The organism is Pseudomonas sp. 05N36, from assembly GCF_056397385.1.
In genome coordinates this window covers 172687-195954 of record NZ_JBFTNH010000016.1, presented here as the reverse complement: position 1 = coordinate 195954, position 23268 = coordinate 172687, and the positions used below count along the sequence as shown (strand labels likewise).

The following is a 23268-nucleotide window of genomic DNA, read 5'->3' as shown; positions in this document are numbered from 1 at the left end:
ACGTGTGCGCGTATCGATTTTGTTTTACCGGCGGTAAAGCCCGAACGGCCAGTTATACTTGCGACATTTCATGCCTGAATACGGCGATTTTTATCTTCAACCACCACAAAGGGAGCGGCGGGTGAGTCTCACAGTCATTGCGCAGCGTATCGGTACAACAAGCTTTCAGCGCCTGGTGACTGGCCTTGTCTTGAGTTCCTTGTTGGTCGGTTGCTCCAGCACGCGTTCAAGCGATGTGCGAGTGGTCGATCGTAATAACGCGGCGGCCCAACGCCCCGCAGTAACCACCGGCCAATACGTGGTCCGTCGCGGCGATACCCTGTTCTCGATCGCGTTTCGCTACGGCTGGGACTACAAGGCCCTGGCGGCACGCAACAACATTCCTACGCCTTACACAATCCATCCAGGTCAGACGATTCGCTTCGATGGGCGTTCCGGTTCAACGCCGACAGAGGTGGTGACCGCGTCCGGGACAGCCGCTTCTTCTTCGAGCAAATTTACTGTCACCCGGCGTCCGGCATCGGGTGCCAGCCCGGCCAAAGAGACGGCTGCACCGTCCGTCGCAAACAAGCCGGCACCTGCGCCACTGCCTCCGGCAGGGCCTGCGCCGACAGGCTGGGGATGGCCATCCAACGGCATTTTGATTGGAAAATTCTCTTCAAACGGTAGTTTGAATAAAGGAATTGATATCGCCGGGGATTTGGGACAGCCTGTTTTAGCTGCGTCTGATGGGACGGTGGTTTACGCCGGGAGTGGCTTGCGGGGCTACGGCGAATTGGTCATCATCAAACACAGCGATACCTACGTCAGTGCCTACGGTCACAACCGCAGGCTGTTGGTTCGGGAGGGGCAGCAGGTCAAAGTCGGACAGACAATTGCCGAAATGGGGTCAACGGGTACAGACCGGGTGAAACTGCATTTTGAGATTCGCCGACAAGGTAAACCTGTAGATCCGCTGCAATTCCTGCCACGTCGTTGATTTGTTTCCAGCCTGTTCCGTCACGTAGAGGGAACAGGCTCCAGCGTTGCCAAGGATAAAGGCGTCGCTTGAGCCTGAGGTCGAACTCACCAAAGGACTATAACAATGGCTCTCAGTAAAGAAGTGCCGGAGTTTGACATCGACGATGAGGTTCTCCTGATGGAGACCGACGTCGCATCGGACGAGATGTCGAATGAAGGATCTGCTACGCCTTCAGTTCGCGCCAAATCCAGACACTCCGCAACACTCAAGCAGCATAAGTACATCGACTACACCCGAGCGCTCGATGCTACTCAGCTGTACCTCAACGAAATCGGCTTTTCCCCCTTGTTGTCTCCGGAAGAAGAAGTTCATTTTGCGCGCCTGTCGCAAAGTGGCGATCCGGCTGGGCGCAAACGCATGATTGAAAGCAACCTGCGACTGGTGGTGAAAATCGCCCGACGCTACGTCAATCGTGGACTGTCGCTGCTCGACCTGATCGAAGAGGGTAACCTCGGCCTGATCCGGGCAGTGGAGAAGTTCGACCCGGAGCGCGGCTTCCGCTTTTCGACCTACGCGACCTGGTGGATCCGCCAGACCATCGAGCGTGCAATCATGAATCAGACCCGGACCATCCGGCTGCCGATTCATGTGGTCAAAGAGCTCAACGTCTACCTTCGGGCAGCACGGGAGCTGACGCAAAAGCTCGATCACGAACCCTCTCCCGAAGAAATCGCCAACCTGCTGGAAAAACCGGTAGGGGAGGTCAAGCGCATGCTGGGCCTGAACGAGCGGGTTTCTTCGGTCGACGTCTCGCTGGGTCCGGATTCGGATAAAACCCTGCTGGACACCCTTACCGATGACCGCCCTACCGATCCTTGTGAGCTGCTTCAGGATGATGACCTGTCGCAGAGCATCGATCAGTGGCTCTCGGAGCTGACGGACAAACAGCGCGAAGTGGTGATCCGCCGCTTCGGCCTGCGCGGCCATGAGAGCAGTACGCTGGAAGACGTAGGCCTGGAGATTGGCCTGACCCGTGAACGGGTCAGACAGATTCAGGTTGAAGGTCTGAAACGCCTGCGGGAAATCCTTGAGAAGAATGGCCTGTCGAGCGAGTCGCTGTTCCAGTAGCAGGAGCGCGTTCGCCTGATAACAATAAGCCCCGTCTGTTTCGGGGCTTTTTGTTATTCGCCGGTTAATGTGCTGTTTAAACTTTGTAAGAGCTATTCGGACGCTTTCGCAGGTTAACGTAAGCCATGGCTTACTCTTTCGTAAGTGTTCGGTTTTTCTACCAGGTAGTTGTCGTCTATATTTGTTGACTAAACTGGTTAACTGTTTGATTTGTAATGATATTTCTTACGGTTAAACAGTTGGTTTCACCCGGATTTGCCCGTGGCAGGTGATTGCTCTTGCCGGGGAACTCTTTAATATCAGCCCTGTGTCGACGGATAGACACAGCCATCAAGGATGATGGTCAAGGAACATCGCAAGGACGTGATTCATCAGGACGATGAAAAGGAACACAAGGAATAGGGAAAAAATGTGGGCGGGTCATACCGCCCCTTTTTTTTGTCCGTAGAAAAGGGGCGCAGCGCCTGTAACGCAAAAAGGCCCGCAAGGGGCCTTTTCAAGAGCGCGGCTCAAGAGCGCGGCAATGATCAGCGAGCGAGGTCTTTGATCTTGCCTTTAACGCCATCAAACTCTGCCGCATCCGGCAGCGGATCTTTCTTCTCAGTGATGTTGGGCCAGATTTCGGCCAGTTCAACGTTCAGCTGAATGAATTCTTGCATCTCACTTGGGACTTCGTCTTCAGAGAAGATGGCCACAGCAGGGCATTCTGGCTCGCACAGGGCGCAGTCGATGCACTCATCCGGGTGAATCACCAGGAAGTTCGGGCCTTCGTAAAAGCAGTCCACCGGACACACTTCTACGCAGTCGGTGTACTTGCACTTGATGCAGTTGTCGGTGACGACGAAGGTCATTCTAATTCTCTCCTCAGGCGGCGGCGTGCTGCGCCCCTTCACGGTGGGGTCGCCAGGTTTGGGAGCGATAGTCTGCAGACCAGGCTATTTGCCTGCAGCATCCCAAACCGCGCGAGATTCTAACAGCTTGCAGGCCAGTGCGTTAGATCCGTGTCTTTAATGTATAGAGCATTTCCAGCGCTCTCCGCGGGGTCATGTCATCCAGATCAAGCTTGGCGAGTTCATCGAGCACTGGATGCGGCAGGCTGGCGAACATATCGCTCTGCTGCGGCGCGGCCGGTTTGCCTTTGCTTGGCTGCGGCGTTTCGTGAGGCAGCGCCGTGGCTTCCAGTCGACCCAGATGCTCGCGAGCCCGCACAATCACCTCGGTGGGGACGCCGGCCAGTTGCGCAACCGCCAATCCGTAGCTCTGGCTGGCAGGGCCAGGCAGTACGTGGTGGAGGAATACGATGCGCTCGTTGTGCTCGGTGGCGTTGAGGTGGACGTTGGCCACCAGCGGCTGGCTTTCCGGCAGTACCGTCAGCTCGAAGTAGTGGGTGGCGAACAGCGTATAAGCGCGCAACTGAGCCAGACGCTCGGCTGCTGCCCAAGCCAGCGACAGGCCGTCGAAGGTGCTGGTGCCGCGACCGACTTCGTCCATCAGCACCAGGCTGCGTTCGGTGGCGTTGTGCAGGATGTTCGCGGTTTCGCTCATCTCGACCATGAAGGTCGAACGACCACCGGCCAGGTCATCGCTGGAGCCGATCCGGGTGAAAATCCGGTCCACCAGCGACAATTCGCAGCTGGCGGCGGGCACGAAGCTACCGATATGCGCCAGCAGCACGATCAACGCAGTTTGCCGCATGTAAGTGGATTTACCGCCCATGTTCGGGCCGGTAATCACCAGCATCCGGGTGCTGTCGTCCAGGCTCAGGTCGTTGGCCACGAACGGTGTGGTCAGTACTTGTTCAACCACCGGGTGACGGCCCTGGCTGATGCGCATGCACGGCTCGCTGACGAACCGTGGGCAGTTCAGGTCAAGGTTCAGTGCGCGCTCGGCCAGGTTGCTCAAGACATCCAGCTCGGCCAGTGCCGCGGCAGTGTCCTGCAGCGGTGGCAGTTGGCTGATCAGGTCTTCGAGCAGGGCCTCGTAAAGCATCTTCTCGCGGGCCAGCGCGCGACTCTTGGCCGACAGGGCCTTGTCTTCGAAGGCTTTGAGTTCTGGCGTGATGAAACGCTCTGCACCCTTGAGCGTCTGGCGGCGGATGTAATCGGCCGGTGCCTGCTCGGCTTGCTTGCTTGGCAGTTCGATGAAGTAGCCGTGAATCCGGTTGTAGCCGACTTTCAGGTTGGCCAGGCCGGTGCGCGCCTTCTCGCGGGCTTCGAGGTCGATCAGGAATTGTCCGGCGTTTTCGCTCAGCGATTGCAGCTCGTCGAGCTCGGCGTCGTAACCGGTTTTCAACACGCCACCGTCGCGGATCACCGCCGGCGGGTTGTCGATGATGGCTTTTTCCAGCAGGGCGGCCAGCTCGGGATAGGTGCTGGTAGTCACCGCCAGTTGGTGAAGGTGTGGCGCCTCAAGCTCGGTCATCGCCACTTGCAGTTCTGGCAGCGCGCCGAGGGCGTCGCGCAGGCGAGCCAGGTCTCGTGGGCGAGCGTTACGCAGGCCGATACGCGCCAGAATCCGCTCAATGTCACCGATCTCTTTCAACTGCGGTTGGAGTTTCTCGAAGCGGTAACCGTCGAGCAGGCAGGTGATCGAGGTCTGGCGTGCCAGCAGCACGCTCAAGTCGCGCAGTGGGCGATTCAACCAACGGGTCAGCAAGCGGCTGCCCATGGCGGTCTGGCAACGGTCGACCACCGATTGCAGGGTGTTCTCGCGGCCACCCGCCAGGTTGGTGTCCAGCTCCAGGTTGCGACGGCTCGCGCCATCCAGCACCACGGTATCGTCCAGACGCTCATGACGCAGGCTGCGCAAATGCGGCAGGGCGGTGCGTTGGGTTTCCTTGGCGTAGCTCAACAGGCAACCGGCGGCACCGATGGCGAGGGTCAGGTTCTCGCAGCCAAAACCTTTGAGGTCCTGGGTGGAAAATTGCTGGCAAAGACTTTTCAGCGCCGAATCACGCTCGAAATCCCACGGTGCGCGACGACGAACGCCACGACGCTTCTCGGCCGGCAAGTCTTTTGGCCAGTCATCCGGAATCATCAGCTCGACCGGATTGACCCGCTCCAGCTCCGCCAGCAGGTTTTCCCAACCTTTGATCTCCAGCACGCTGAAGTTGCCGCTGGTGATGTCCAGCACGGCCAGGCCGAACAGGCGCTCGTCACCCAGCACGGCGGCGATCAGGTTGTCGCGGCGCTCGTCCAGCAGTGCTTCATCGCTGACGGTGCCGGGGGTGATGATTCGTACAACCTGACGGTCTACCGGACCTTTGCTGGTCGCCGGGTCGCCGACCTGTTCACAGATCACCACCGATTCGCCGAGCTTGACCAGTTTCGCCAGGTAACCTTCCGCAGCGTGGTAAGGAATCCCACACATCGGAATCGCCTGCCCGGCCGACTGCCCACGGGCGGTCAGGGTGATGTCCAGCAATTTGGCGGCCTTCTTCGCGTCTTCATAGAAGATCTCGTAGAAGTCACCCATGCGGTAGAACATCAACTGGTCAGGGTGCTGGTTCTTCAGACGCCAGTACTGCTGCATCATCGGAGTGTGGGAAGACAGATCGGAGAGTGCTTTATTCATCAGGTAATCAGGCGAATTCGTTGAAAGGGGTGGGGCAAAAGAGGGACGTCGGCCCGGCTTTTCCGCGATGGGCGCAAGGTTACCATGGGCAGTCCGACCTACGCAGGGATGAAAGGCCCGCTGCACATTTCAGCGGTTTATGCACTTGTTATGCAAAACAGCATTTGTCATCTTCGAAAAGAACAAGCACTATGCACGCTATGCAAAAACGCAATGTTTCTACCGTCTTAAGAGCGCTGCTCGATCAGCACGGGATCTCCCCCACGGAGCTTCACCGTCGCACCGGCGTGCCTCAATCTACCCTCTCGCGGATTCTCAGCGGGAAGATCGTCGATCCTTCGGATAAACACATCTCGAAGATCGCCGAGTACTTCCGTGTGAGCACTGACCTGTTGCGTGGCCGCGCCGATGTAGCGCCGGCCATCACGCCTGCACGCGAAGAGTCGCATTCGGAACTCAAGGACATAAGCCTGTGGGATGACGATACCCCCGTCGATGACGACGAGGTCTCGGTCCCCTTTCTTCGAGAGGTTGAATTGGCTGCTGGATCAGGAAGATTCGTCATCGAAGAAAGCGAGCGCTCTAGCTTGCGCTTCGGCAAGCGCAGCTTGCGGCATAACGGTGTGCAGTTCGACCAGGCCAAATGCGTGACGGTGCGCGGCAACAGCATGTTGCCAGTGCTGCGCGATGGCGCCACGGTTGGGGTCAACGCCGGCAAGTCCGGGATTGGCGACATCGTTGATGGTGATCTGTATGCCATCAACCATAACGGCCAACTGCGGGTGAAGCAGCTCTATCGTCTGCCTACCGGCATTCGTCTGCGTAGCTTCAATCGCGATGAACACCCGGATGAGGACTACACCTTCCAGGAAATCCAGGAAGAGCAAATCGTCATCCTCGGTCACGTCTTCTGGTGGGGCATGTACGCCCGTTAACCCATAGCTGTCAGACAAAACCCGCCATCGAGCGGGTTTTTTTTCGCCTGACGAAAACCATCCCAGCCTTTGTTTGCGGGGCTTTCATGCGTCCGTGCATTTCTAATGCATAAATAAATGCATTTACGCATTGACTGTATATGCATCAATGCATATTCTTTGTCCCAAGCCGCTCAACAACGGCTCGCAACGAAGCTCTTTAGTTCCACAGCAAAGGCAGCGATGAACCGGCCTCAACGGTTCAGAGGGTTGGCAACTGACCCGGGTGTGCAGCGTAAAGCACCGTAAGCAGTTATCCGGCGGACAGGGTCGCGGTCGGAGGAACAATTTGAATGGATCCGTACCGCGCCAGTAGCGCCGAAAGATCGGAAGGACCGTATTACTGAAAAGCCCGGGCGACCGGGCTTTTTGGAATGCCTACCTACCGTCAGGCACATCAAGAGACAGCGTTTGAACAACACACAAACCCATCACCTATTTATCAACGCAGGAGGCGTGACATGACAAACGAGCAGCAAGCGTTGGCGGACATGCCTATCTGGCTGGTCATCGCCCTGGCGGTGGTCGGCGGGGTGTCCGGCGAAATGTGGCGCGCCGACAAGGAGGGCGCTCGCGGCTGGCCACTGTTGCGGCGCCTGGTGCTGCGCTCCGGGGCCTGCATGGTCTGCGGGGTCTCGACCATCATGCTGCTGTATGCCGCTGGCGTGTCGATCTGGACCGCCGGCGCGTTCGGTTGCCTCACCGCGATGGCCGGCGCCGACGTCGCCATCGGCTTGTACGAGCGCTGGGCGGCCAAGCGGATTGGCATCGATGAAGTGACGCCGCGTGATGCCAGCCAGGACCGCTAATGGTACTGGCAGCAAAGAGGATCACCGCTGAACAAGTCCAATGGACTGGCTGACGGGGGGCGTAGACAACGACCCCGACCTGCAAGGATGCGGGTCATCGGCGGTAACTTTCCTTAACGAAAAATGAGTGCGGTAAGTACCGCATGACTCAATCATTCAACTCAACAGGTAAATACATGAACGTTATCAATAGAACTATTGCTCCACTCGCATTGTCCGCTGCATTGCTTGGCGTTGGCAGCAACGCTTTTGCCGCCAACCTTCTGATCAATGGCAGTTTTGAACAGCCAGGTTGCAGCAGTAGCTGTGTTCTGGATACCCCGGCGAAAACCAACTTTATCCCTGGCTGGACGACCTTTCTGTCGGGTGCGGAATACTTCAACATGCCGGCGTCGATCCCGAGTTCCGTAGCGGCAGACGGTGTGGCAATCGTTGACCTTGCCAACTACGCCTATCTGAACGGTGGCGGGATTCAGCAAAACTTTGAAACCGTTATCGGTGCAAAATATCGGCTGACCTTTAGTGCCGGTAACTCCAAGTATGGTGGTCGTTCCGGCGACGGGATTATTCAAGTTAAAGTGGCAGGGCAAACGACCAGTTTCAATACACCTACCGCGTCAGGAGTGGCGACGGTATGGAGCACCATTACTTATGACTTCACCGCAACAACCGCTCACACCACACTCAGCTTCTCCAACGAACAGAACCCAAACTATAACTTTGCCTTTATCGATAAGGTTGTCGTCGAGCGCTTGTAATTAGTTCGCCTCGGCCCATGAAGTATCTAGACAAAGTTCTCGATAACGTCCTGGGCTTTCCAGGTGCATTAGACGGCGGGGGAGACCGCCGTCCGGTGGTGATTTGACGCAGTAATACTCGAACAGGAAACCGCTTATGTCTCCAAGCGTTATCAATAAACCCTCGGAGCTGATTCTCGCTATCGGTGAGGCACTTCGGCCGTTTTATCCAGGCCTGAAGGTTGGGGGATATCAGGATTTCGATGGGGTTGTCGATGATGCCTGGGTCCTGATCGCGATTCAGCGCGATGCCGCAGGCACCCGCGCCAACGATGGGCGTATCGCTCATGTCCTGACGATCTCGCTGCAAGGCGTGGTCGCCGGAAAGAGCGGGCATTCAGGGCTTGAGGCCTGCAATCTCGCCAGCGCACTGAAGGATATCGTCACGGATAACCGTTGGGGCGTATCGGGAGGGCAATGCGACCTGCCGATGAGCATCGAGGCCGTGCCGTCGACGTTCACCAGTGGTGAGCAGGTGTATGACGCATGGACGGTTTCGTTTTCCCAGACGTTGTACTTCGGCTCGCCGTTGCTCGATGAGCCAACGGGCACACCGAAGTTCGCGTTCACCTCGCAAGTCTCGAACATCGACGATCCGGATCAATACACAGAGCTTTGGTCACAAGCAMTCAAGGGGTAGCCCATGTTTGACGCTCTTCTACGTATGCAGCTCGGTCCGATCATTGAGCGTTTGGCTGAGATGGAGACCGAGTTCGAAGACCTGCACCGGCGTGCCGACAGCTTTTGTCGCATCGGCGTGTGCGTGGCGGTCGATGCCGCCAGCAACACCTGCAAAGTCAGCCATGGGGATCTGCTGACGCCAGCGATCAGATTCTTCAACCCGAGTGCTGGCGAACAGAGCGAGTCGCGAATCCCGTCCGAGGGTGAGCAGTGTTTGCTGCTGAACTATGGCGGTGGCGATGGCGCTGGGCAATCGGTCGCCTTGTTCGGCCTCAACAGCAACCGGTTCCCGCCGGTGTCGACCGTCGCCACGCTGACGCGTCGCCTCCACAAGGACGGCACCGAAAGCAGTTACGACGATGCGAGCCATGTTCTGAGCTGGACCAACGGACAGACGGCGTTCAAGGGCTCGCGTGAGTCGGTCGAGTTGACCGTCGGCTCGGCCCGCCTGGCACTGACCCCTGAGGCCATCGAGCTGAAACTGGGCGCAGTCGGCGTGTTGCTCGACGCCTCTGGCGTTCACTTCCTCGGCCCTTTGGTGGATCACCAGGGGCGAGTTATCAGTACGGCATAAGGGACTTCCCATGATTGGAGTCGATAGAAACACCGGGGCAGCGGTCGACGACTGGCTCCAGTTTGTGCAGCGCGCAACCCGCGCACTGACCACCCCGTTGGGCACTCGTCAAAAGCGCCCGCTGTATGGATCGCTGGTCCCTGATTTGCTGGGGCAGAACGTCGGCGACGACGTGTTGATCCTTGCGCAGAGCCATGCGGCGCAGGCGTTTTACAACAAGGCAAATGGTATCGATGATTTTGAGCCTGAAGTCATTGTCGCCAGTCGTCGAGGGGCGGGGCTGCTGTTGCGCTTCGCCGGTACCTGGAAAAACCGCAAACAGACATTCGAGGTCGTGACATGAGCATGCTCATACCCGGTCAAAACCAGTTGGCTGAGCCGGCGATTGTCACGGTCGAAGCGTTCGAGGCATTGTTCGCCGAGTTCAAGGCGTTTGTCGTCGACTACGTGGCCGCCCGTTCACCAGAAACCGGCGCCAAACTGCAAGTCAGCCTCGACAACGAAAGCGAGCTGCTGACCCTGGCCCTTGAGGCCTTTTGTGTGCGGCTGCAAACCCACGAACGTAAATACAACGCTCGCATCAAGCAGATGCTCGCGTGGTGGGCGACCGGCAGTAACCTCGACGCCCGCCTCGCGGACATGGGGCTTGAGCGCCAGATGCTGAACCCGGGAGACCCGGTGGCATTCCCGCCGATCCCACCTACTTATGAAAGCGACGACGATGCCCGACTGCGCTACTACCTCGCACCTCATGCGCCAGCAGCGGGTTCGCGGATGCAGTATCGCCGCGAGGTGTTCACCCTGGGCGAACGGCCAGCAGTGAAGGTCGAAACCACGGCTCCGGGCGTGGTGACGGTGACCTACAGCTTTGATCCGGATGGCTACGCGGCGCAGGTCAAGGATGGCAACGGGCGCCGAACAGCGCCTGGCGAGGTGAGGGTCACCGTGCTGTCGCGAGAGGCTGACGGCACGCCGTCTGCGGACCTGCTGGACGGGGTTCGCCGGCACTTTGCCCGCCCTGACGTGAGGCCCGAAACGGATCTTGTCACGGTGCAGGCCGCCGAAATCAAACGCTACAAGATCCGGGTAGTCGCGAAGATCAACGCCGGACCGGACTCGGGGCTGACCAAGGTGGCCGCCGAGCAGCAATTGCAGGCGTATGCCGATGCGTGCCACCGGCTGGAAGGGCGGGTCGATCCGAGCTGGATCGATTACACGATACATACCGCCGGCGCGGTACAGCTGGAGATCCTCGAGCCAGTGGAGCCCATCGTGACCACAGCCTTCCAGGCGCCGTACTGCACGGGCGTCGAGGTTGAGGTGCTCACGCTATGAGTGATGAAACGCACCGTCCGAGCCTGTTGCCGGCGAACAGCTCGCCGCTGGAAAAAGCGCTTGATCTCGGTTTCGGTCAATTGCTCGATCGCATTGCTCTGCCGTTCCCTGAATTGATGAATCCAGCGACGACACCGTCGGCGTTCCTGCCGTATCTCGCCGCGGATCGCGGTGTCAGCGAATGGGACGCGGGCGCCAGCGAGGCAGAAAAGCGTTTGACCGTCTCACTGTCCTGGCAGATCCAGCGGCAGGCCGGAACCAATAAAGCGTTGAGTCATGCCGTCGAATCGCTGGGTTTCACACCGAATATCTCTGCCTGGTACGAGCAGCGTCCTCTCGGTAATCCCTACACCTTCGACGTGCAGGCGATCATCGGTCGAAGCTGGTCGAGTGGCGATCACAATCGCCTGATACGCCGTATCAATGCGGCGAAGAGCGAGCGAGACGACGCAACCATCACCATCGTTCACGAGACGAGCGGCGGCCTGCGTGTTGCCGCAGGTGCTGATCCTGGCCTGAGTATCAGTGACGACAGACAGCCGGGCGCATTGCCTGACGTGAGGCTGCACGCTTGGCTTGCAATGCACAGCGCTGCACACACGCCGCTTTCCGATGGCGAACTGTTCCTTTTCGGGGCGCTGCCTGAATACGACTGACAGGCGCTGGGGTGTCTCAGCGCTACACCATTAACGATTACGACCTCAGGGCGCAGCTATGACAGAAGACATTACGCGCTTGGTTCGCTTCACTTCCGCCGGTCTGGATGAAGTGTTGCAGGCAAAAAACCAAGGCTTGAAAGGTGAGATTACCCACATTGGCGTGGGTACCGCTCGCTATGACCCGAACGGCTCGGAAACAGCCCTGCGCGATGAGCGGCAACGGGTGGCGATTGTTGACTACGAGGACCTGGGTTCCCGGCAGCTACGGATGGCCGCGCTGTTCAGCGGTCCGGATGAATACGAGATTGGCGAGTTTGGCTTCTACCTCGCCAGCGGCACGCTGCTGGCGGTTTACTCGGTCGCTGGAAAGCTGCTGACGTATAAGGCCAGCGCCGCTCGTGTATTGCAAAAATTCACCCTCGATATTTCGCCGCTACCGGCGGACAGCGTGACCATCGTTGTCGGTAGCGAAAACCTCAACGTGTTGTTGGCTGAGGAACTCTCGATCATGGCCGCGGCATCGATCGGCAATATGTCCCGCCATGTTGATCTGATGTTGCGGGTTATGGATCTTGAAGCGAAATAGGGGGGCATGAGTGTTCCGCACTTGACGAACTTCGACGGTGCTGTTTTGGGATTTGAAGTGGTTTACGCATCCGCTGATAGCGTTTCAACGCTGGGCGCGAATGTGAACTATGGCTTTCATAAACGGGTAGCGGCGTTTAACGCTGGTGCTGAAAAGATAAACTTTACTAGGGGTTGATGATGGGTATTGAAACAACTATCACAAAGGTTGTAGATGCATGTGAAAAGCTTACCCAGACGGTGACTGGTCAGATCGGTAAGATCGATGCTCGCATGGACGCGGCATTAGGTCAGTTCACTGCTTGGCGCAGTGCTGTGCAGGCAAAGGATATTAACGGGCGGGCCTCTTACTCACAGATTATTGATCTTACCGGGTTGTCTACTAATATTTTTTATCCGGTTTGGTGGCGAATGCCTGGCAACGAGCAGGGTATATCCGAGATCCTGATATCCAGGAACTTCAGTCTCGACAGTGAAAAAAATCCGTTCAACAACAACTTTGAAGTCCACGTTGCTGGCTTGAATTTGCAGATGGAGGGGTGTGGAATCCCTTGGAATGGTGATGCTAACTTCCTGGCAGTAAAACGGGTTTCTCAAACGTATCGGGAAACCGTTCGGCGCGTTGAGTTTGGGATGCTTTCGTACGTCCGTCCGGTAACAGGTGTCAAGCCGATATATCTTAATCAGGTTTCCGGTGCGTTGGTGAACTCTCCGCAGGAGTCGGGATGCTATTTGCGTGGCGGGCTGTCCTATATCATTACAAAAAGTTTTGAAGGACCGGTGAAGTACAGTCGTTCTGATGCTGAGGTTGAACTGAGTCAAGCTGTAACTTCTGAATATGAGATTTCGTGGAAGGTAAAACCTTTTGCAATTACCGCGCCTGAGTTGGGCACAACGTATCCCGAAAACAGAATGGCTTATACGTTTGACAACGATAAACGCTATGCAGCAAAAGGAGTTTAAGGATGACCGGTTTTATCAAAGAGCTATTGCTCGACTCAGGTGAGACGTTGATCAATGTGCCAACTGATCGCCCAACTTTGGTGGCGCTTGGATTCAGTGAGGCTCGCGCCGATGAGCTCTGCCTTGAAGCTGAGCGCGTGGCGAAGTCGGTGGCTGTAGGGGCCGCGCGTCGTGCCCTGTACGTGGCTGAGGCTGATCCGTTGTTTCTCGAGTGGCAATACGACGAAACACCTGAAAAGGAACAAGCGTGGCGCGATAAGGTGGCCGAAATAAAGGCTCTCTATCCGTTACCTGATCGCACTTGAATACCCCGACCGCGAAAGCGGTTTTTTTTCGCCCACACAAAGCCCCTGCAATGGGGCTTTTGTGTTGTTGAGCCTGGAGAAATTCGTAAATGTCCAATCGTCAGAAATACACCGTCCTCATCCCGTTCCCCACCGGTGGCGGCCATTGGTCGAGCGTCGGCCAACAGCTCGAACTGCTCGACGTTGAGGCCTCTGCACTGCGCAGCGCTGGCCGACTAGAACTGAGCAGCGTCCTCGAGGCCGAGGCCTCCCCAACCACCCCGGCCAAGAAGGCCGCCACCAAGAAGGCTGAATAACCATGGCTGAGGTTTTGAACTTCGAGCACAACGGCATCACCGTCAATGCCACCGAATCCCCCGAGGCCATGGGTGGCCTCGGTGACAACGTCATCGGTCTGGTCGGCACGGCGCCGAATGCCAACCCGCTGATCCCGAAAAATACCCCGTTCCGCATCAACAGCTTCACCACCCACGCGCAGCTCGATCCGACCGGCGCCGAGGCGGGGACGCTGTATCAGGCGGTTTACCAGATCCTGAAAGTGGTCAAGGTGCCGGTGTATGTGGTTATCGTCGAAGAGGGTGCGACCCCGGCCGACACCCTGAACAACGTGATCGGCGGCAACGAAGCGCTGACCGGTCGCAAGCTGGGCCTGGCCGCGCTGAGCAGTGTGCCTGAAGACCTGACCATCATCGGTGCGCCGGGTTTTACCGGCACCAAGGCGGTGGCCAGCGAGTTCGCCTCGTTCGGCAAGCGCATCAAGGCCCGCGTGGTGCTTGATGGCAAGGACACCTCGGTTGCCGATCAGGTGACGTACAGCAAGGACCTGGGCGGCGCGGATCTGGGTTTCGACCGCTGCCTCGTCGTGCACAACATGCCTGCGGTGTACTCCAAGGCGGCGAAGAAAAACGTGTTTCTGGCGCCTTCCAGCCTGGCTATCGCGGCACTCGCCAAGGTCAAGCAATGGGAAAGCCCGGGCAACCAGGTGACCTACGCCGAAGACGTTTCGCGGACCGTGGAATACAACATTCTCGACACCTCGACCGAGGGCGATCTGCTCAACCGCTACGGCATCAGCTACTACGCCCGGACTGTCCTCGGCGGCTTCTCGCTGCTGGGTAACCGCTCCATCACCGGCAAGTTCATCAGCTACGTCGGCCTGGAAGATGCCATCAGCCGCAAGCTGGTCAAGGCCGGCCAGAAAGCCATGGCCAAGAACCTGACCAAGTCGTTCATGGACCAGGAGGTCAAGCGCATCAACGACTGGCTGCAAACCCTGGTCGCCGACGAAACCATCCCTGGTGGCAGCGTGTACCTGCACCCGGAATTGAACAGCGTCGAGAAGTACAAGAACGGCACCTGGTTCATCGTCATCGACTACGGCCGCTACGCGCCGAACGAACACATGGTTTACCAACTCAACGCCCGCGATGAAATCATCGAGCAGTTCCTGGAGGATGTTCTCTAATGTTTACCAACCGCGTAAGACAGGCCATCGCGGCCACCCTGCAAGGCCTGCCGTTGTCGGCGACGGTGGAAGAATTCACCCCGCCGAAGATCGAATTCGAGATGGAAAACATGGTCGGCGGCCGCTTTATCGGCGAGGAAATGGCCAAGAGCGGGAAAGCGCTGACCTCCAAGCTGATTCTGCAAGGCGCCGGCCCGGAAATCATGCTTGCTCTGGGCGTGAAGCTGGGCGACGACATTCTGCTGAACGTGCGTGAAGCCGGCCAGGATCAGGACGGCAACACCTGGTTCACCTACCACACCGTCGGCGGCAAGCTGAAATCTCTTGAGGAAGCCGTTCTCAAAATGAACGAGAAGCCCAAGACCACCCTTGAGCTGTCCTGCCGCACCTACAACCGCCTGGAAAACGGCATTCCAGTGATCGACATCGACGTGCGCACCCAGAAGTTCGTGCTCAACGGCGTCGACATTCTCGGCGACGCCCGCCGCGCCGTTTTACTGCCGTAACACCAAGGCCAACCAAGGCGCAAAACCGGTGGGAGCGAGCCTGCTCGCGATGAGGGAAGCACATTCAACACCATTGTTGACTGCCCCCGACGCTATCGCGAGCAGGCTCGCTCCCACAAGGATTGTGGCGAACAGGTCCCTGAGCAGCACCCTTTCATGAATCACCAAGGAATTTCTTACATGTCCTGGATGCCACCCAAACATGAACTGTTGTCGCCGATTACCGGTGATGACGGATCCGAGATTGAGCAGATCCAACTCCAGCCGCTGTTCTATGCCGCACAGAAAGAGGCGCTTTCCCGCGCTGGCGATGATGAAGACGAGCAGTTCTTCGAACTGGCCAAATTGGCTACCGGCCTGTCAGTCAAGGAACTTGATCAGCTCAAACGCCCGGACTACGTGAGCATTGCGCAGTACGTGCACGAAATGTCGACCCGCCCGGCGTCGTACTTTCTACAGCAGGCTACCGAGGCTGACGAAGTGTCGGACAACGATCCCGATCAGGTGCAACTGCTGCAACCGCTCAATGTGGCAGGCCGCAGCATGACTTCGCTGACCCTGGAAATGCCGGTGCTGCGTGCCACCAAGGCGATGAAAAAACTGAAGACGGCCAAGGAACGTGCCGAGTTCATCACCGCTCACTGTACCGGCCTGATGCTTCCCGACCTGGCCTCGCTGACCGTGCCCGACTGGACCCAGTTGCAGGTGCGCATCGACGATTTTTTAAACAAACCGGCGGACTTCTTTCGGAGCGCGACATCGAAGTAATCCTCGATGTGGTGCCGCTCATTTACCCGGTAAGTGAGGCGGAAATTCTGGAGTGGGACGCTGGCAAGGCATTGCGCCGCTACGACATTGCGATCACTCGCCTTGGCATGAAACAGGAGTAGAGCGGGATGGCGGACGATAGATATTCGCTCAAATACGCGGCCCTCAACGACAGCGGGTTGGCGTTCGGTAATACCAGCCTGACTACGGCAGCCACGAGCGTTGCGTCAGCACAAGGTACGGGCACGTCCGCCAGGGATCAGATGTCTGGCCTCGGTCTGGGGCTGGAAAACGTCGGGCTCAAGCTCAGTCTGCTGACGACGGCTATCGAGTCGTTGACCTTGAAGCTTTCGTCGCAACGATTGTTGTTCCAAACGATGGGAACCGGTGCCAAGAGTGAGTCGGCCAGCGAGCAAAAGAGTGCGGGCAAGTCGGGTAGCGGTATCGAACCGCCGGACCTGCTCAAACCCGCGATAGCGATGGATTCGGCCATGGCCGATCTGAAGCAGGCAGCCCAATTTACCCCGCGTCAGAGCGAAGAGATGGCGCAGTCAACCCAGCACATCGCCAGCGCTCCGCTGGTGGCGGCCGGGGGATCCAAGGCAGTTGATTTGGTGAAGATTGAAAGTCTGGCTGCCAGGGCAGGAATCGTAAGCGATCTGCCCAATGCGTCGGACCGACAGTTAGCGCTGCAGCGCTTCGCCAGTGACGCCGGCGTCGCCGCGTCGGCGTTCAAAATGCCGGCCATGGATGTCGCCGAGATGATGGTCGGCTGGCGCACCTCCATGAAGCTCAATGGTGCTGAAACCTTTGACTTGGCGGATGCAACCAACCATCTGGGCAAGATACCCAATGGTGCGAAAGCGGCCGATATCGGTGCCGTCTTGCAGCGTGACGGTGCTGCGGCAACGGCGGCAGGCCTGTCTCCTGCGCTAGCCGCAGCGTTGACGGCTGCATTGCTCAATACCGGTACGCAAAAGGCTGAGGCCGGCGTAGCGCTAAAAAGCATCACCACTGTGATGGGCAAGGGTGATCAGGCCTCGGCAACCGAGCAAGCGGCCTGGAAGCAGCTGGGGCTGGAGCCGAAAGCGGTGGCGAGCGGCTTGCGTGACAAGAACGCCGCGCCTGGCACGGTGATGTCGGTGCTTGCGGCCTTGAACGCGCAACCTGCCGAGAATCGCGCGACGCTTGCCTCCACGCTATTTGGCGAGGGTGATAAGGCCGCGCTGAACATGGCGCAAAACCTTACCGATGTGAATGGCGCCTTCTGGCAGGTAAAAGACAAAGCCCAGTACGCCACGTCGGAGTTGGGTGACAAGGGCTCGGTGAGGCAAGACGCACTTGCACTGTCGAAAAACCGGCAAGGCCAGTGGAACGTCTTGAATGCAAGCAATGATCGTCTGTCGGTGGCCACGGGTAATGCTCTGGCGCCCGTGACGGATAGCTCGCTCCACTCGCTTGGTTCGTTGGTTGATGGCTTGAGTGAATTGGCTGCAGCATCTCCGAAAACCACGGCTGCCATTGTGCTGGTTGCAGCGGCGATCAAACCGCTGGTGGGGGCGCTGTTCAAGGCCGTCGTGGATGAGATGACCAATCAGCTGGCCAAGCGAGTCTTGGGCGGGGTGGCCGCACGGCTCCCTGATCGATTGGGTGAGGCGATTTCCGACGATTTCAGAAACAAAGGCCGGACGGACAAACCGAATGCCAGCGAGACAAACAGGAGTCCAGAACCCAGAAACGGTCCGTCTGTGCGTGTGAGTCCGCGAGGCTCGCGTGCGAGCACTCCTCGCTGGGGCGGGTTGACTGCCTCAATGCGTTCGATACCCCGCAAGCTTCCCGGCCCATTGAAAGGAGTCGGTGCCGTCGCTGATGTGGCCGAGGGTCTGCTTGTCGGCAACACCCGGATGGTGGGAGCAGGCCTTGGGGCTGCAGGTGGTGGCTGGGCGGGAGCTTCGGCTGGTGCGGTCGCGGGTGCCGCTTTGGGCAGTGTCGTTCCGCTGCTGGGTACAGCCATCGGAGGACTTCTTGGCGGGCTGGTAGGCGGCTGGATGGGCAGTGAGTCAGGTGCCTGGCTGGGTGAAAAACTCGCAGCGCCCGCCGACAAACTCCCCCCTCCGGATCAGGCTGCCAAAGACCTGACCAACGCCCAGACGAGCAATCAGCAGAACACGGTTAACGCGAACATCTACATCAATGGCCAGGATCAGGCCAGCGCCAGTCAGTTGGCGAACCTGGTGGTGCAACAGATTACGGGCCAATTCGGGCTAATGACCATGCCCAACTCACTCGCCATGCGAAGTGACGCGGCCCTGACCGATGGAGGTACGTAATGCGCCAGCAAATGGTGTTGGGCAGTTTTATTTTCGGCCTGTCCAGAAACTTCGCTTACCACAGCCTGGTGCGCACCTCGGACGGCGGCTGGAAGAGCATCGACATCCTCACCAGTAAACCCAAATCCAGTCAGATCGGCCAAGGCCTGCAAGGGCTGACGATAACGGGCAAGTCGATGTACGCGACGGCCATGGAGCGGCTCGATGAGCTGCGTGCATTGCAGGCGCTGCGCATCCCTTTGCCGTTGGTTGACGGCATCGGCCGCAACTGGGGGTTGTGGCAGATCAACAAGGTCTCGGAGACCCAGAGTGACGTCATTGATGACGGCACCGCGATGGTGGTTGGCTGGGTGATCGAATTGACGGAGTTCGCCAATGCGTAGGGTTCGAAGTATTGCCGGTGATTCGGTGAATCTGTTGCTCTACCGCGAGCTCAATCGTTGCGACGATGCGGCCGAAGAGGCGCTGTGGCGCCTCAATCCGACGCTGGCCGAACAGGGCCCGGTATTACCTGCGGGTGTCTGGGTGGTTCTGCCGGAACTCGACTCAAAACCCGCTGCGATCGCAGCGGTTTCGGCCTGGGATTAAGGAGGCAGCATGTCACTTGGTTTCACGCCAGCGGTGGAAATTTACGGCGCTAACGCGGCGTTGCTCAACGAACGGTTGATCTCCTGGCAGCACGTAGATGCGGCGGGGATAGAGTCCGATCAACTGACACTCACGATCAGTCTGGAGGGGCTTGAAGGGTTGCCCAGCCTCGGTGGAAAAATCGGCCTGCGGGTCGGTTATCTGGAGTCGGGGCTGGTGGATAAAGGCGAGTTCGTCATTACCCGGCGCACGCCGACCCTGTTTCCACTGCGTCTGACATTGGTGGCCACGGCGGCGCCGTTCAGTGCGGGGGATCAGACCGGGTTCAAGCAGCGCCGATCGGTCAGTCATGGTCCGACCACCTTAGGGGCGCTGTTTCGTGAGTTGACGTCCAGGCACGGTTTTTCTCCTCGTGTGGCCCCGGGCCTGTCGCTGATAAAAATCGAGCACATCGATCAGTCCAACGAAACCGATATGGGGTTTCTGACCCGACTGGCCTACCTTCACGACGCTGTCGCCAAGCCGGTCAACGAGCTGTATGTGCTGGCACGACGGGGTCAGGCGAAATCGTTATCAGGCAAGGTCCTGCCAGACGTAAAGCTGTCGGTAACGACCAACAATCGTCCAGGCGATCAGGCCTTTATTTCTGCCACCCTGGATGAAACCGCCCGGGCGAAGTACCAGGGTTGCAAGACCAGCTGGTGGGACGCAGCGGCGGGCAAAGTACGTGTGGTCGAGAGTGGCATCGCGCCGTTCAAGACGATGCGCCAGCGCTACCAAAGCGCAAGCGATGCACAGGCCGCTGGCGAAGGCGAGGTCCGCCGGATGATGCGTGAAGCACTCAAGGTGAAGATCGACTGCCCCGGCAATCCACAATTGTCCGCCGAAGGGCTGGTGCTGCTGGATGCCTCCTGGCCCGATTTCATGCGGGGGCGTTGGTCGATCGACAAGGTCACGGCCAGCAGCGATCGCGAGAAGAGTTACCGCTGCATGATCGAGGCGACCTGCCTGGACGCCAAGGCATAACACCCGTCACCGATTCGGGTCGACTGCGATGTATTGCTGAACGCATGTCCTGTGGGAGCGAGCCTGCTCGCGATAGCGGTGTGCCTGTCAACATCAATCTTGAATGTCAGGCCGCCATCGCGAGCAGGCTCGCTCCCACAGGTTCCTGACTGGCATCTTTCATTCAATTCTGGAGCGCCTCCATGAAGATCTCTCCGATCCTCACGCAGTTGCGTGAGCAATGCCCAACCCTGGCCAATCGGGTGGCTGCCGGCATCGACCTCGCCAGCCTGCAAGCCAACACACCGCTGCAAACCCCTTGCGCCTACATCACGCCGCTCGCCGATCTGGCAAGCAAAAGCGTGGCGCAAAACCTGATGCTGCAACCGATCCGCGACCGCTTTGAAGTGACCCTGGTGCTCGACACCACGGACGCTACAAAAGCGCTGGATCTGATGCACGACCTGCGCGCCGAACTCTGGCGGGCACTGGTGGGTTTCAAGCCCGGTAGCGGCTACGACGCCGTCGGTTACGACGGCGGCGAACTGGTTTCCATCAATAGCAGCCGCGTGCTGTATCGCTTGCGCTTTTTTACCGGGTTTCAGCTTGGCCGCAATCTGCCAGGTCAGCCTGCGGAGAGCTGGCACGAGCGTGAACTGGACGGCTTGTCGTCCTTTACCGGGGTGACCGTGCGGGTCGATGCGATCGATCCGGCGGACCCCAACCTGAAACGTCCGGGGCCTGACGGGCGCCTGGAACTGACTTTCTCTGGAGACGTAAAGCAATGAGCAAACGCATCACTGTGCTGCCGGCCGAAGGCCGTGCCGTGCCCGACCCGGAAGCGGGCGATCTGTTGCCTCTCGAAGGCCGTGAAGTGCCGGACAACGCCTGGTGGCGTCGACGTCTGGCCGATGGCGATATCACTACCAAAGCCGTGGAAGCGGCAACACCACAGGGAGCCAAATAATGGCGATCGGATTCAGCAACATTCCTGCGGACATTCGTGTTCCGCTGTTCTACGCCGAGATGGACAATTCGGCAGCCAATAGCGCGTCGTCGGCCATGCGCCGGTTGATCGTCGCTCAGGTCAACGACAACGTCGTCAGCGCCGATGTCGGCAAACTGGTGTTGGTGTCCAGCGTGGCGCTGGCCAAAAGCATCGGCGGCCAAGGCTCGATGCTGGCCTCGATGTACGAGACCTGGCGCAAGACCGACCCGGTCGGCGAAATCTGGTGCCTGCCGCTGCAGAACACCGTGGGCAGCATTGCCAAAGGCGTGGTGACCCTGACTGGCACCGCAACGGAAAGCGGTGTGCTCAACCTGTACGTTGGTGGCGTGCGTGTTCAAGCGGCCGTGGTCAACGCTGCAACAGCGGCTCAGGCAGCGACTGCACTGGCTCTGAAAATCAACGCCAGCGCCGATCTGCCGGTCGCCGCCGCTGCGGTTGAAGGTGTGATCACCCTGACTGCCAAATGGACCGGTGACAGCGCCAACGACATCAGCCTGCAGTTCAATCGCCTGGGCAAGAGCAATGGCGAAGACACACCGGCTGGCCTGACCACCGCCATCACCCCAATGGCCGGTGGTGCTGGCGTGCCGGATCAAGTAGCGGCAGTCGCAGCGCTGGGTGATGAGCCGTTCGAATTCATCTGCATGCCGTGGACTGACACTGCAACCCTCAATACCTGGCAAGCCGTCATGGATGACAGCGTCGGTCGTTGGTCGTGGGCCAAGCAATTGTTCGGTCACGTCTACACCGCCAAACGCGGCACCGTTGGCACCCTGGTGGCTGCCGGCCAAACCCGTAACGACCAGCACATGACCATTCAGGCGCTGGAGTTGGGTGTCCCTCAACCGTTCTGGGTTCAGGCCGCCGCACTGGCTGCGCGCACCTCGGTGTTCATCTCTGCCGACGCCAGCCGTCCGACCCAAAGCGGCAGCCTGCCGGGCGTTGAACCGGCTCCGGCCAGTGAGCGCTTCACCCTGACCGAGCGCCAGTCGCTGCTCAACTACGGCATCGCTACCGCGTACTACGAAGGCGGCTACGTGCGCATTCAGCGGGCGATCACCACCTATCAGAAAAACGCATACGGCCAGGCAGACAACTCCTACCTGGACAGCGAAACCATGCACCAGTCGGCGTTCATCGTGCGTCGTCTGCAAAGCGTGATCACCAGCAAGTACGGTCGCCACAAACTGGCCGCCGACGGCACCCGTTTCGGTGCCGGCCAGCCGATCGTGACCCCGAGCACCATTCGCGGTGAGCTGATCGCCCAGTACGCCAAGCTCGAACTGGAAGGTCACGTCGAGAACGCCGAACTGTTCGCCGAGCACCTGATCGTCGAGCGCGACAGCCAGGACCCGAGCCGCGTCAACGTGCTGTTCCCGCCGGATTACATCAACGGCCTGCGTGTGTTCGCACTGCTCAACCAATTCCGTTTGCAGTACGACAACGCGGCCTGAGTGCCGCGTTTCACTGTATGAGTTCAGCCCACCTCGAGTGGGCTTTTTTTTGAAGGGAGAAACACCATGGGTCAACTGATTGCGGGCACCTGCTACGTCAAAGTGGACGGCGCTCAACTGACCATCAACGGTGGCTGCGAAGCGCCGCTGATGTCCACCAAACGCGAAACACTGGTGCCGGGTTTCTACAAGGAAACCGATATCACCCCGTCGTTCAAGGTGACGGCGCTGCACACCCCGGACTTCCCGCTCAAGCAGCTGATCGCCGGTACCGACATGACCGTCACCTGCGAATTCAGCAACGGCAAAGTCTTCGTACTGGCCGGTGCCTACCTGGTCGATGCGCCGATTTCCAAGGGCGATGACGCGTCTATCGCGCTGGTCTTCGAAGGTGTGAAGGGGACCTGGCAATGACTCAAGCCGTGAAGCTGCAAGTGGCCATCGAGGCCCACGGCGAGCCGCTGACCGAACTGACCCTGCGCCGTCCGACGGTGCAGGAGGTGCGGGCGATCAAGGCGCTGCCGTACAAGATCGACAAAAGCGAAGAAGTCAGCCTGGACATGGACGTCGCGGCCAAATACATCGCGGTTTGCGCCGGCATCCCGCCGTCGTCGGTCAACCAGTTGGACCTGGCTGACCTCAACGCGCTGAGCTGGGCTGTCGCGAGTTTTTTCATGAGTGCGGCATCGGCGCCATCACCGACCTGATCGCTGTCGCCTATGACCTGGCCTGGTTCTGGAAGGTTGACCCCGAACAGATGATGGCCAGGCCACTGGACGTGCTCCGCGAATCACTGGAG

The 23268-nt window shown here is 58.8% G+C and carries 28 protein-coding genes; 26 read left to right on the top strand and 2 right to left on the bottom strand.

Translation table 11 applies throughout. The features are described 5' to 3' along the window. Positions 1 to 121 precede the first annotated feature (121 nt). Entirely contained in the window at positions 122 to 979 is an 858-nt protein-coding gene (locus AC1DIH_RS20365; protein WP_477773057.1) for a peptidoglycan DD-metalloendopeptidase family protein, read from the top strand. Between the two features lie 105 nt (positions 980 to 1084). After that, a complete protein-coding gene (gene rpoS / locus AC1DIH_RS20360; protein WP_019692114.1) occupies positions 1085 to 2089 on the top strand; it encodes an RNA polymerase sigma factor RpoS in 1005 nt (334 codons plus the stop codon). A gap of 527 nt (positions 2090 to 2616) precedes the next feature. Here the strand turns inward: rpoS and fdxA are convergent. Further along, positions 2617 to 2940, bottom strand: a complete 324-nt coding sequence (gene fdxA / locus AC1DIH_RS20355; protein WP_019692115.1) for a ferredoxin FdxA — start codon at positions 2938 to 2940, stop codon at positions 2617 to 2619. Between the two features lie 142 nt (positions 2941 to 3082). After that, the gene (mutS, locus tag AC1DIH_RS20350; RefSeq protein WP_477773045.1) at positions 3083 to 5662 is read right to left on the bottom strand and encodes a DNA mismatch repair protein MutS; all 2580 of its coding nucleotides are present in this window, start codon (positions 5660 to 5662) and stop codon (positions 3083 to 3085) included. Positions 5663 to 5862: 200 nt separating this feature from the next. On the opposite strand from mutS, the gene AC1DIH_RS20345 reads away from it, so the two are divergent. The 24 genes from AC1DIH_RS20345 (at position 5863) to AC1DIH_RS20230 (ending at position 23176) form a co-directional block, all read left to right on the top strand. Beyond that, positions 5863 to 6597, top strand: a complete 735-nt coding sequence (locus AC1DIH_RS20345) for an XRE family transcriptional regulator (RefSeq protein ID WP_477773056.1) — start codon at positions 5863 to 5865, stop codon at positions 6595 to 6597. A gap of 500 nt (positions 6598 to 7097) precedes the next feature. Next, positions 7098 to 7445 carry a phage holin family protein gene (locus tag AC1DIH_RS20340; RefSeq protein WP_477773044.1) on the top strand — a complete coding sequence of 116 codons (348 nt, stop codon included), beginning with the start codon at positions 7098 to 7100 and terminating at the stop codon, positions 7443 to 7445. Positions 7446 to 7621: 176 nt separating this feature from the next. After that, positions 7622 to 8203: a DUF642 domain-containing protein gene (locus AC1DIH_RS20335; protein WP_477773043.1), complete on the top strand. Its 582-nt coding sequence runs from the start codon at positions 7622 to 7624 to the stop codon at positions 8201 to 8203. A gap of 136 nt (positions 8204 to 8339) precedes the next feature. Next, positions 8340 to 8882, top strand: a complete 543-nt coding sequence (locus AC1DIH_RS20330; protein ID WP_477773042.1) for a hypothetical protein — start codon at positions 8340 to 8342, stop codon at positions 8880 to 8882. Positions 8883 to 8885: 3 nt separating this feature from the next. Next, a complete protein-coding gene (locus AC1DIH_RS20325) occupies positions 8886 to 9497 on the top strand; it encodes a phage baseplate assembly protein V (protein WP_477773041.1) in 612 nt (203 codons plus the stop codon). Between the two features lie 10 nt (positions 9498 to 9507). Then, positions 9508 to 9840 (top strand): phage baseplate protein, encoded by a 333-nt coding sequence (locus tag AC1DIH_RS20320; protein WP_216741021.1) that lies wholly within the window; start codon positions 9508 to 9510, stop codon positions 9838 to 9840. Continuing rightward, a complete protein-coding gene (locus tag AC1DIH_RS20315; RefSeq protein WP_477773040.1) occupies positions 9837 to 10832 on the top strand; it encodes a baseplate J/gp47 family protein in 996 nt (331 codons plus the stop codon). The genes AC1DIH_RS20320 and AC1DIH_RS20315 overlap by 4 nt, the downstream gene beginning before the upstream one ends. Next, positions 10829 to 11488 (top strand): phage tail protein I, encoded by a 660-nt coding sequence (locus AC1DIH_RS20310; RefSeq protein WP_477773039.1) that lies wholly within the window; start codon positions 10829 to 10831, stop codon positions 11486 to 11488. The genes AC1DIH_RS20315 and AC1DIH_RS20310 overlap by 4 nt, the downstream gene beginning before the upstream one ends. Positions 11489 to 11546: 58 nt before the next feature. Further along, positions 11547 to 12077, top strand: coding sequence for a hypothetical protein (locus AC1DIH_RS20305; RefSeq protein ID WP_477773038.1), 531 nt, complete (start codon positions 11547 to 11549; stop codon positions 12075 to 12077). Positions 12078 to 12256: 179 nt separating this feature from the next. Further along, complete coding sequence (locus AC1DIH_RS20300; protein ID WP_477773037.1) at positions 12257 to 13039, top strand: phage tail protein; 783 nt, start codon at positions 12257 to 12259, stop codon at positions 13037 to 13039. 2 nt (positions 13040 to 13041) lie between these two features. Continuing rightward, on the top strand, positions 13042 to 13344 hold the full coding sequence (locus AC1DIH_RS20295; protein WP_477773036.1) for a hypothetical protein: 303 nt from the start codon (positions 13042 to 13044) through the stop codon (positions 13342 to 13344). 89 nt (positions 13345 to 13433) lie between these two features. Continuing rightward, positions 13434 to 13640 (top strand): hypothetical protein, encoded by a 207-nt coding sequence (locus AC1DIH_RS20290; protein WP_477773035.1) that lies wholly within the window; start codon positions 13434 to 13436, stop codon positions 13638 to 13640. Positions 13641 to 13642: 2 nt separating this feature from the next. Next, entirely contained in the window at positions 13643 to 14809 is a 1167-nt protein-coding gene (locus tag AC1DIH_RS20285; RefSeq protein WP_477773034.1) for a phage tail sheath protein, read from the top strand. Beyond that, the gene (locus AC1DIH_RS20280; protein ID WP_347929098.1) at positions 14809 to 15315 is read left to right on the top strand and encodes a phage major tail tube protein; all 507 of its coding nucleotides are present in this window, start codon (positions 14809 to 14811) and stop codon (positions 15313 to 15315) included. Before AC1DIH_RS20285 ends, AC1DIH_RS20280 begins: the two co-directional genes overlap by 1 nt. Positions 15316 to 15495: 180 nt before the next feature. Continuing rightward, complete coding sequence (locus tag AC1DIH_RS20275; RefSeq protein WP_477773033.1) at positions 15496 to 16083, top strand: phage tail assembly protein; 588 nt, start codon at positions 15496 to 15498, stop codon at positions 16081 to 16083. A gap of 341 nt (positions 16084 to 16424) precedes the next feature. Next, complete coding sequence (locus tag AC1DIH_RS20270; RefSeq protein ID WP_477773032.1) at positions 16425 to 18413, top strand: phage tail tape measure protein; 1989 nt, start codon at positions 16425 to 16427, stop codon at positions 18411 to 18413. Continuing rightward, entirely contained in the window at positions 18413 to 18796 is a 384-nt protein-coding gene (locus AC1DIH_RS20265) for a phage tail protein (RefSeq protein ID WP_477773031.1), read from the top strand. The genes AC1DIH_RS20270 and AC1DIH_RS20265 overlap by 1 nt, the downstream gene beginning before the upstream one ends. Continuing rightward, positions 18789 to 19001 (top strand): tail protein X, encoded by a 213-nt coding sequence (locus AC1DIH_RS20260; RefSeq protein ID WP_477773030.1) that lies wholly within the window; start codon positions 18789 to 18791, stop codon positions 18999 to 19001. Before AC1DIH_RS20265 ends, AC1DIH_RS20260 begins: the two co-directional genes overlap by 8 nt. Positions 19002 to 19010: 9 nt before the next feature. After that, positions 19011 to 20027, top strand: a complete 1017-nt coding sequence (locus AC1DIH_RS20255) for a phage late control D family protein (RefSeq protein WP_477773029.1) — start codon at positions 19011 to 19013, stop codon at positions 20025 to 20027. Positions 20028 to 20209: 182 nt separating this feature from the next. Beyond that, positions 20210 to 20794, top strand: coding sequence for a phage tail terminator protein (locus AC1DIH_RS20250; protein WP_477773028.1), 585 nt, complete (start codon positions 20210 to 20212; stop codon positions 20792 to 20794). Beyond that, entirely contained in the window at positions 20791 to 20973 is a 183-nt protein-coding gene (locus AC1DIH_RS20245) for a DUF2635 domain-containing protein (RefSeq protein ID WP_054595951.1), read from the top strand. Before AC1DIH_RS20250 ends, AC1DIH_RS20245 begins: the two co-directional genes overlap by 4 nt. Then, positions 20973 to 22469, top strand: coding sequence for a phage tail sheath subtilisin-like domain-containing protein (locus AC1DIH_RS20240; protein WP_477773027.1), 1497 nt, complete (start codon positions 20973 to 20975; stop codon positions 22467 to 22469). The genes AC1DIH_RS20245 and AC1DIH_RS20240 overlap by 1 nt, the downstream gene beginning before the upstream one ends. Positions 22470 to 22535: 66 nt before the next feature. Then, on the top strand, positions 22536 to 22883 hold the full coding sequence (locus AC1DIH_RS20235) for a phage tail tube protein (protein ID WP_054595953.1): 348 nt from the start codon (positions 22536 to 22538) through the stop codon (positions 22881 to 22883). Beyond that, on the top strand, positions 22880 to 23176 hold the full coding sequence (locus AC1DIH_RS20230) for a phage tail assembly protein (protein WP_054595954.1): 297 nt from the start codon (positions 22880 to 22882) through the stop codon (positions 23174 to 23176). Before AC1DIH_RS20235 ends, AC1DIH_RS20230 begins: the two co-directional genes overlap by 4 nt. Positions 23177 to 23268 lie beyond the last annotated feature (92 nt).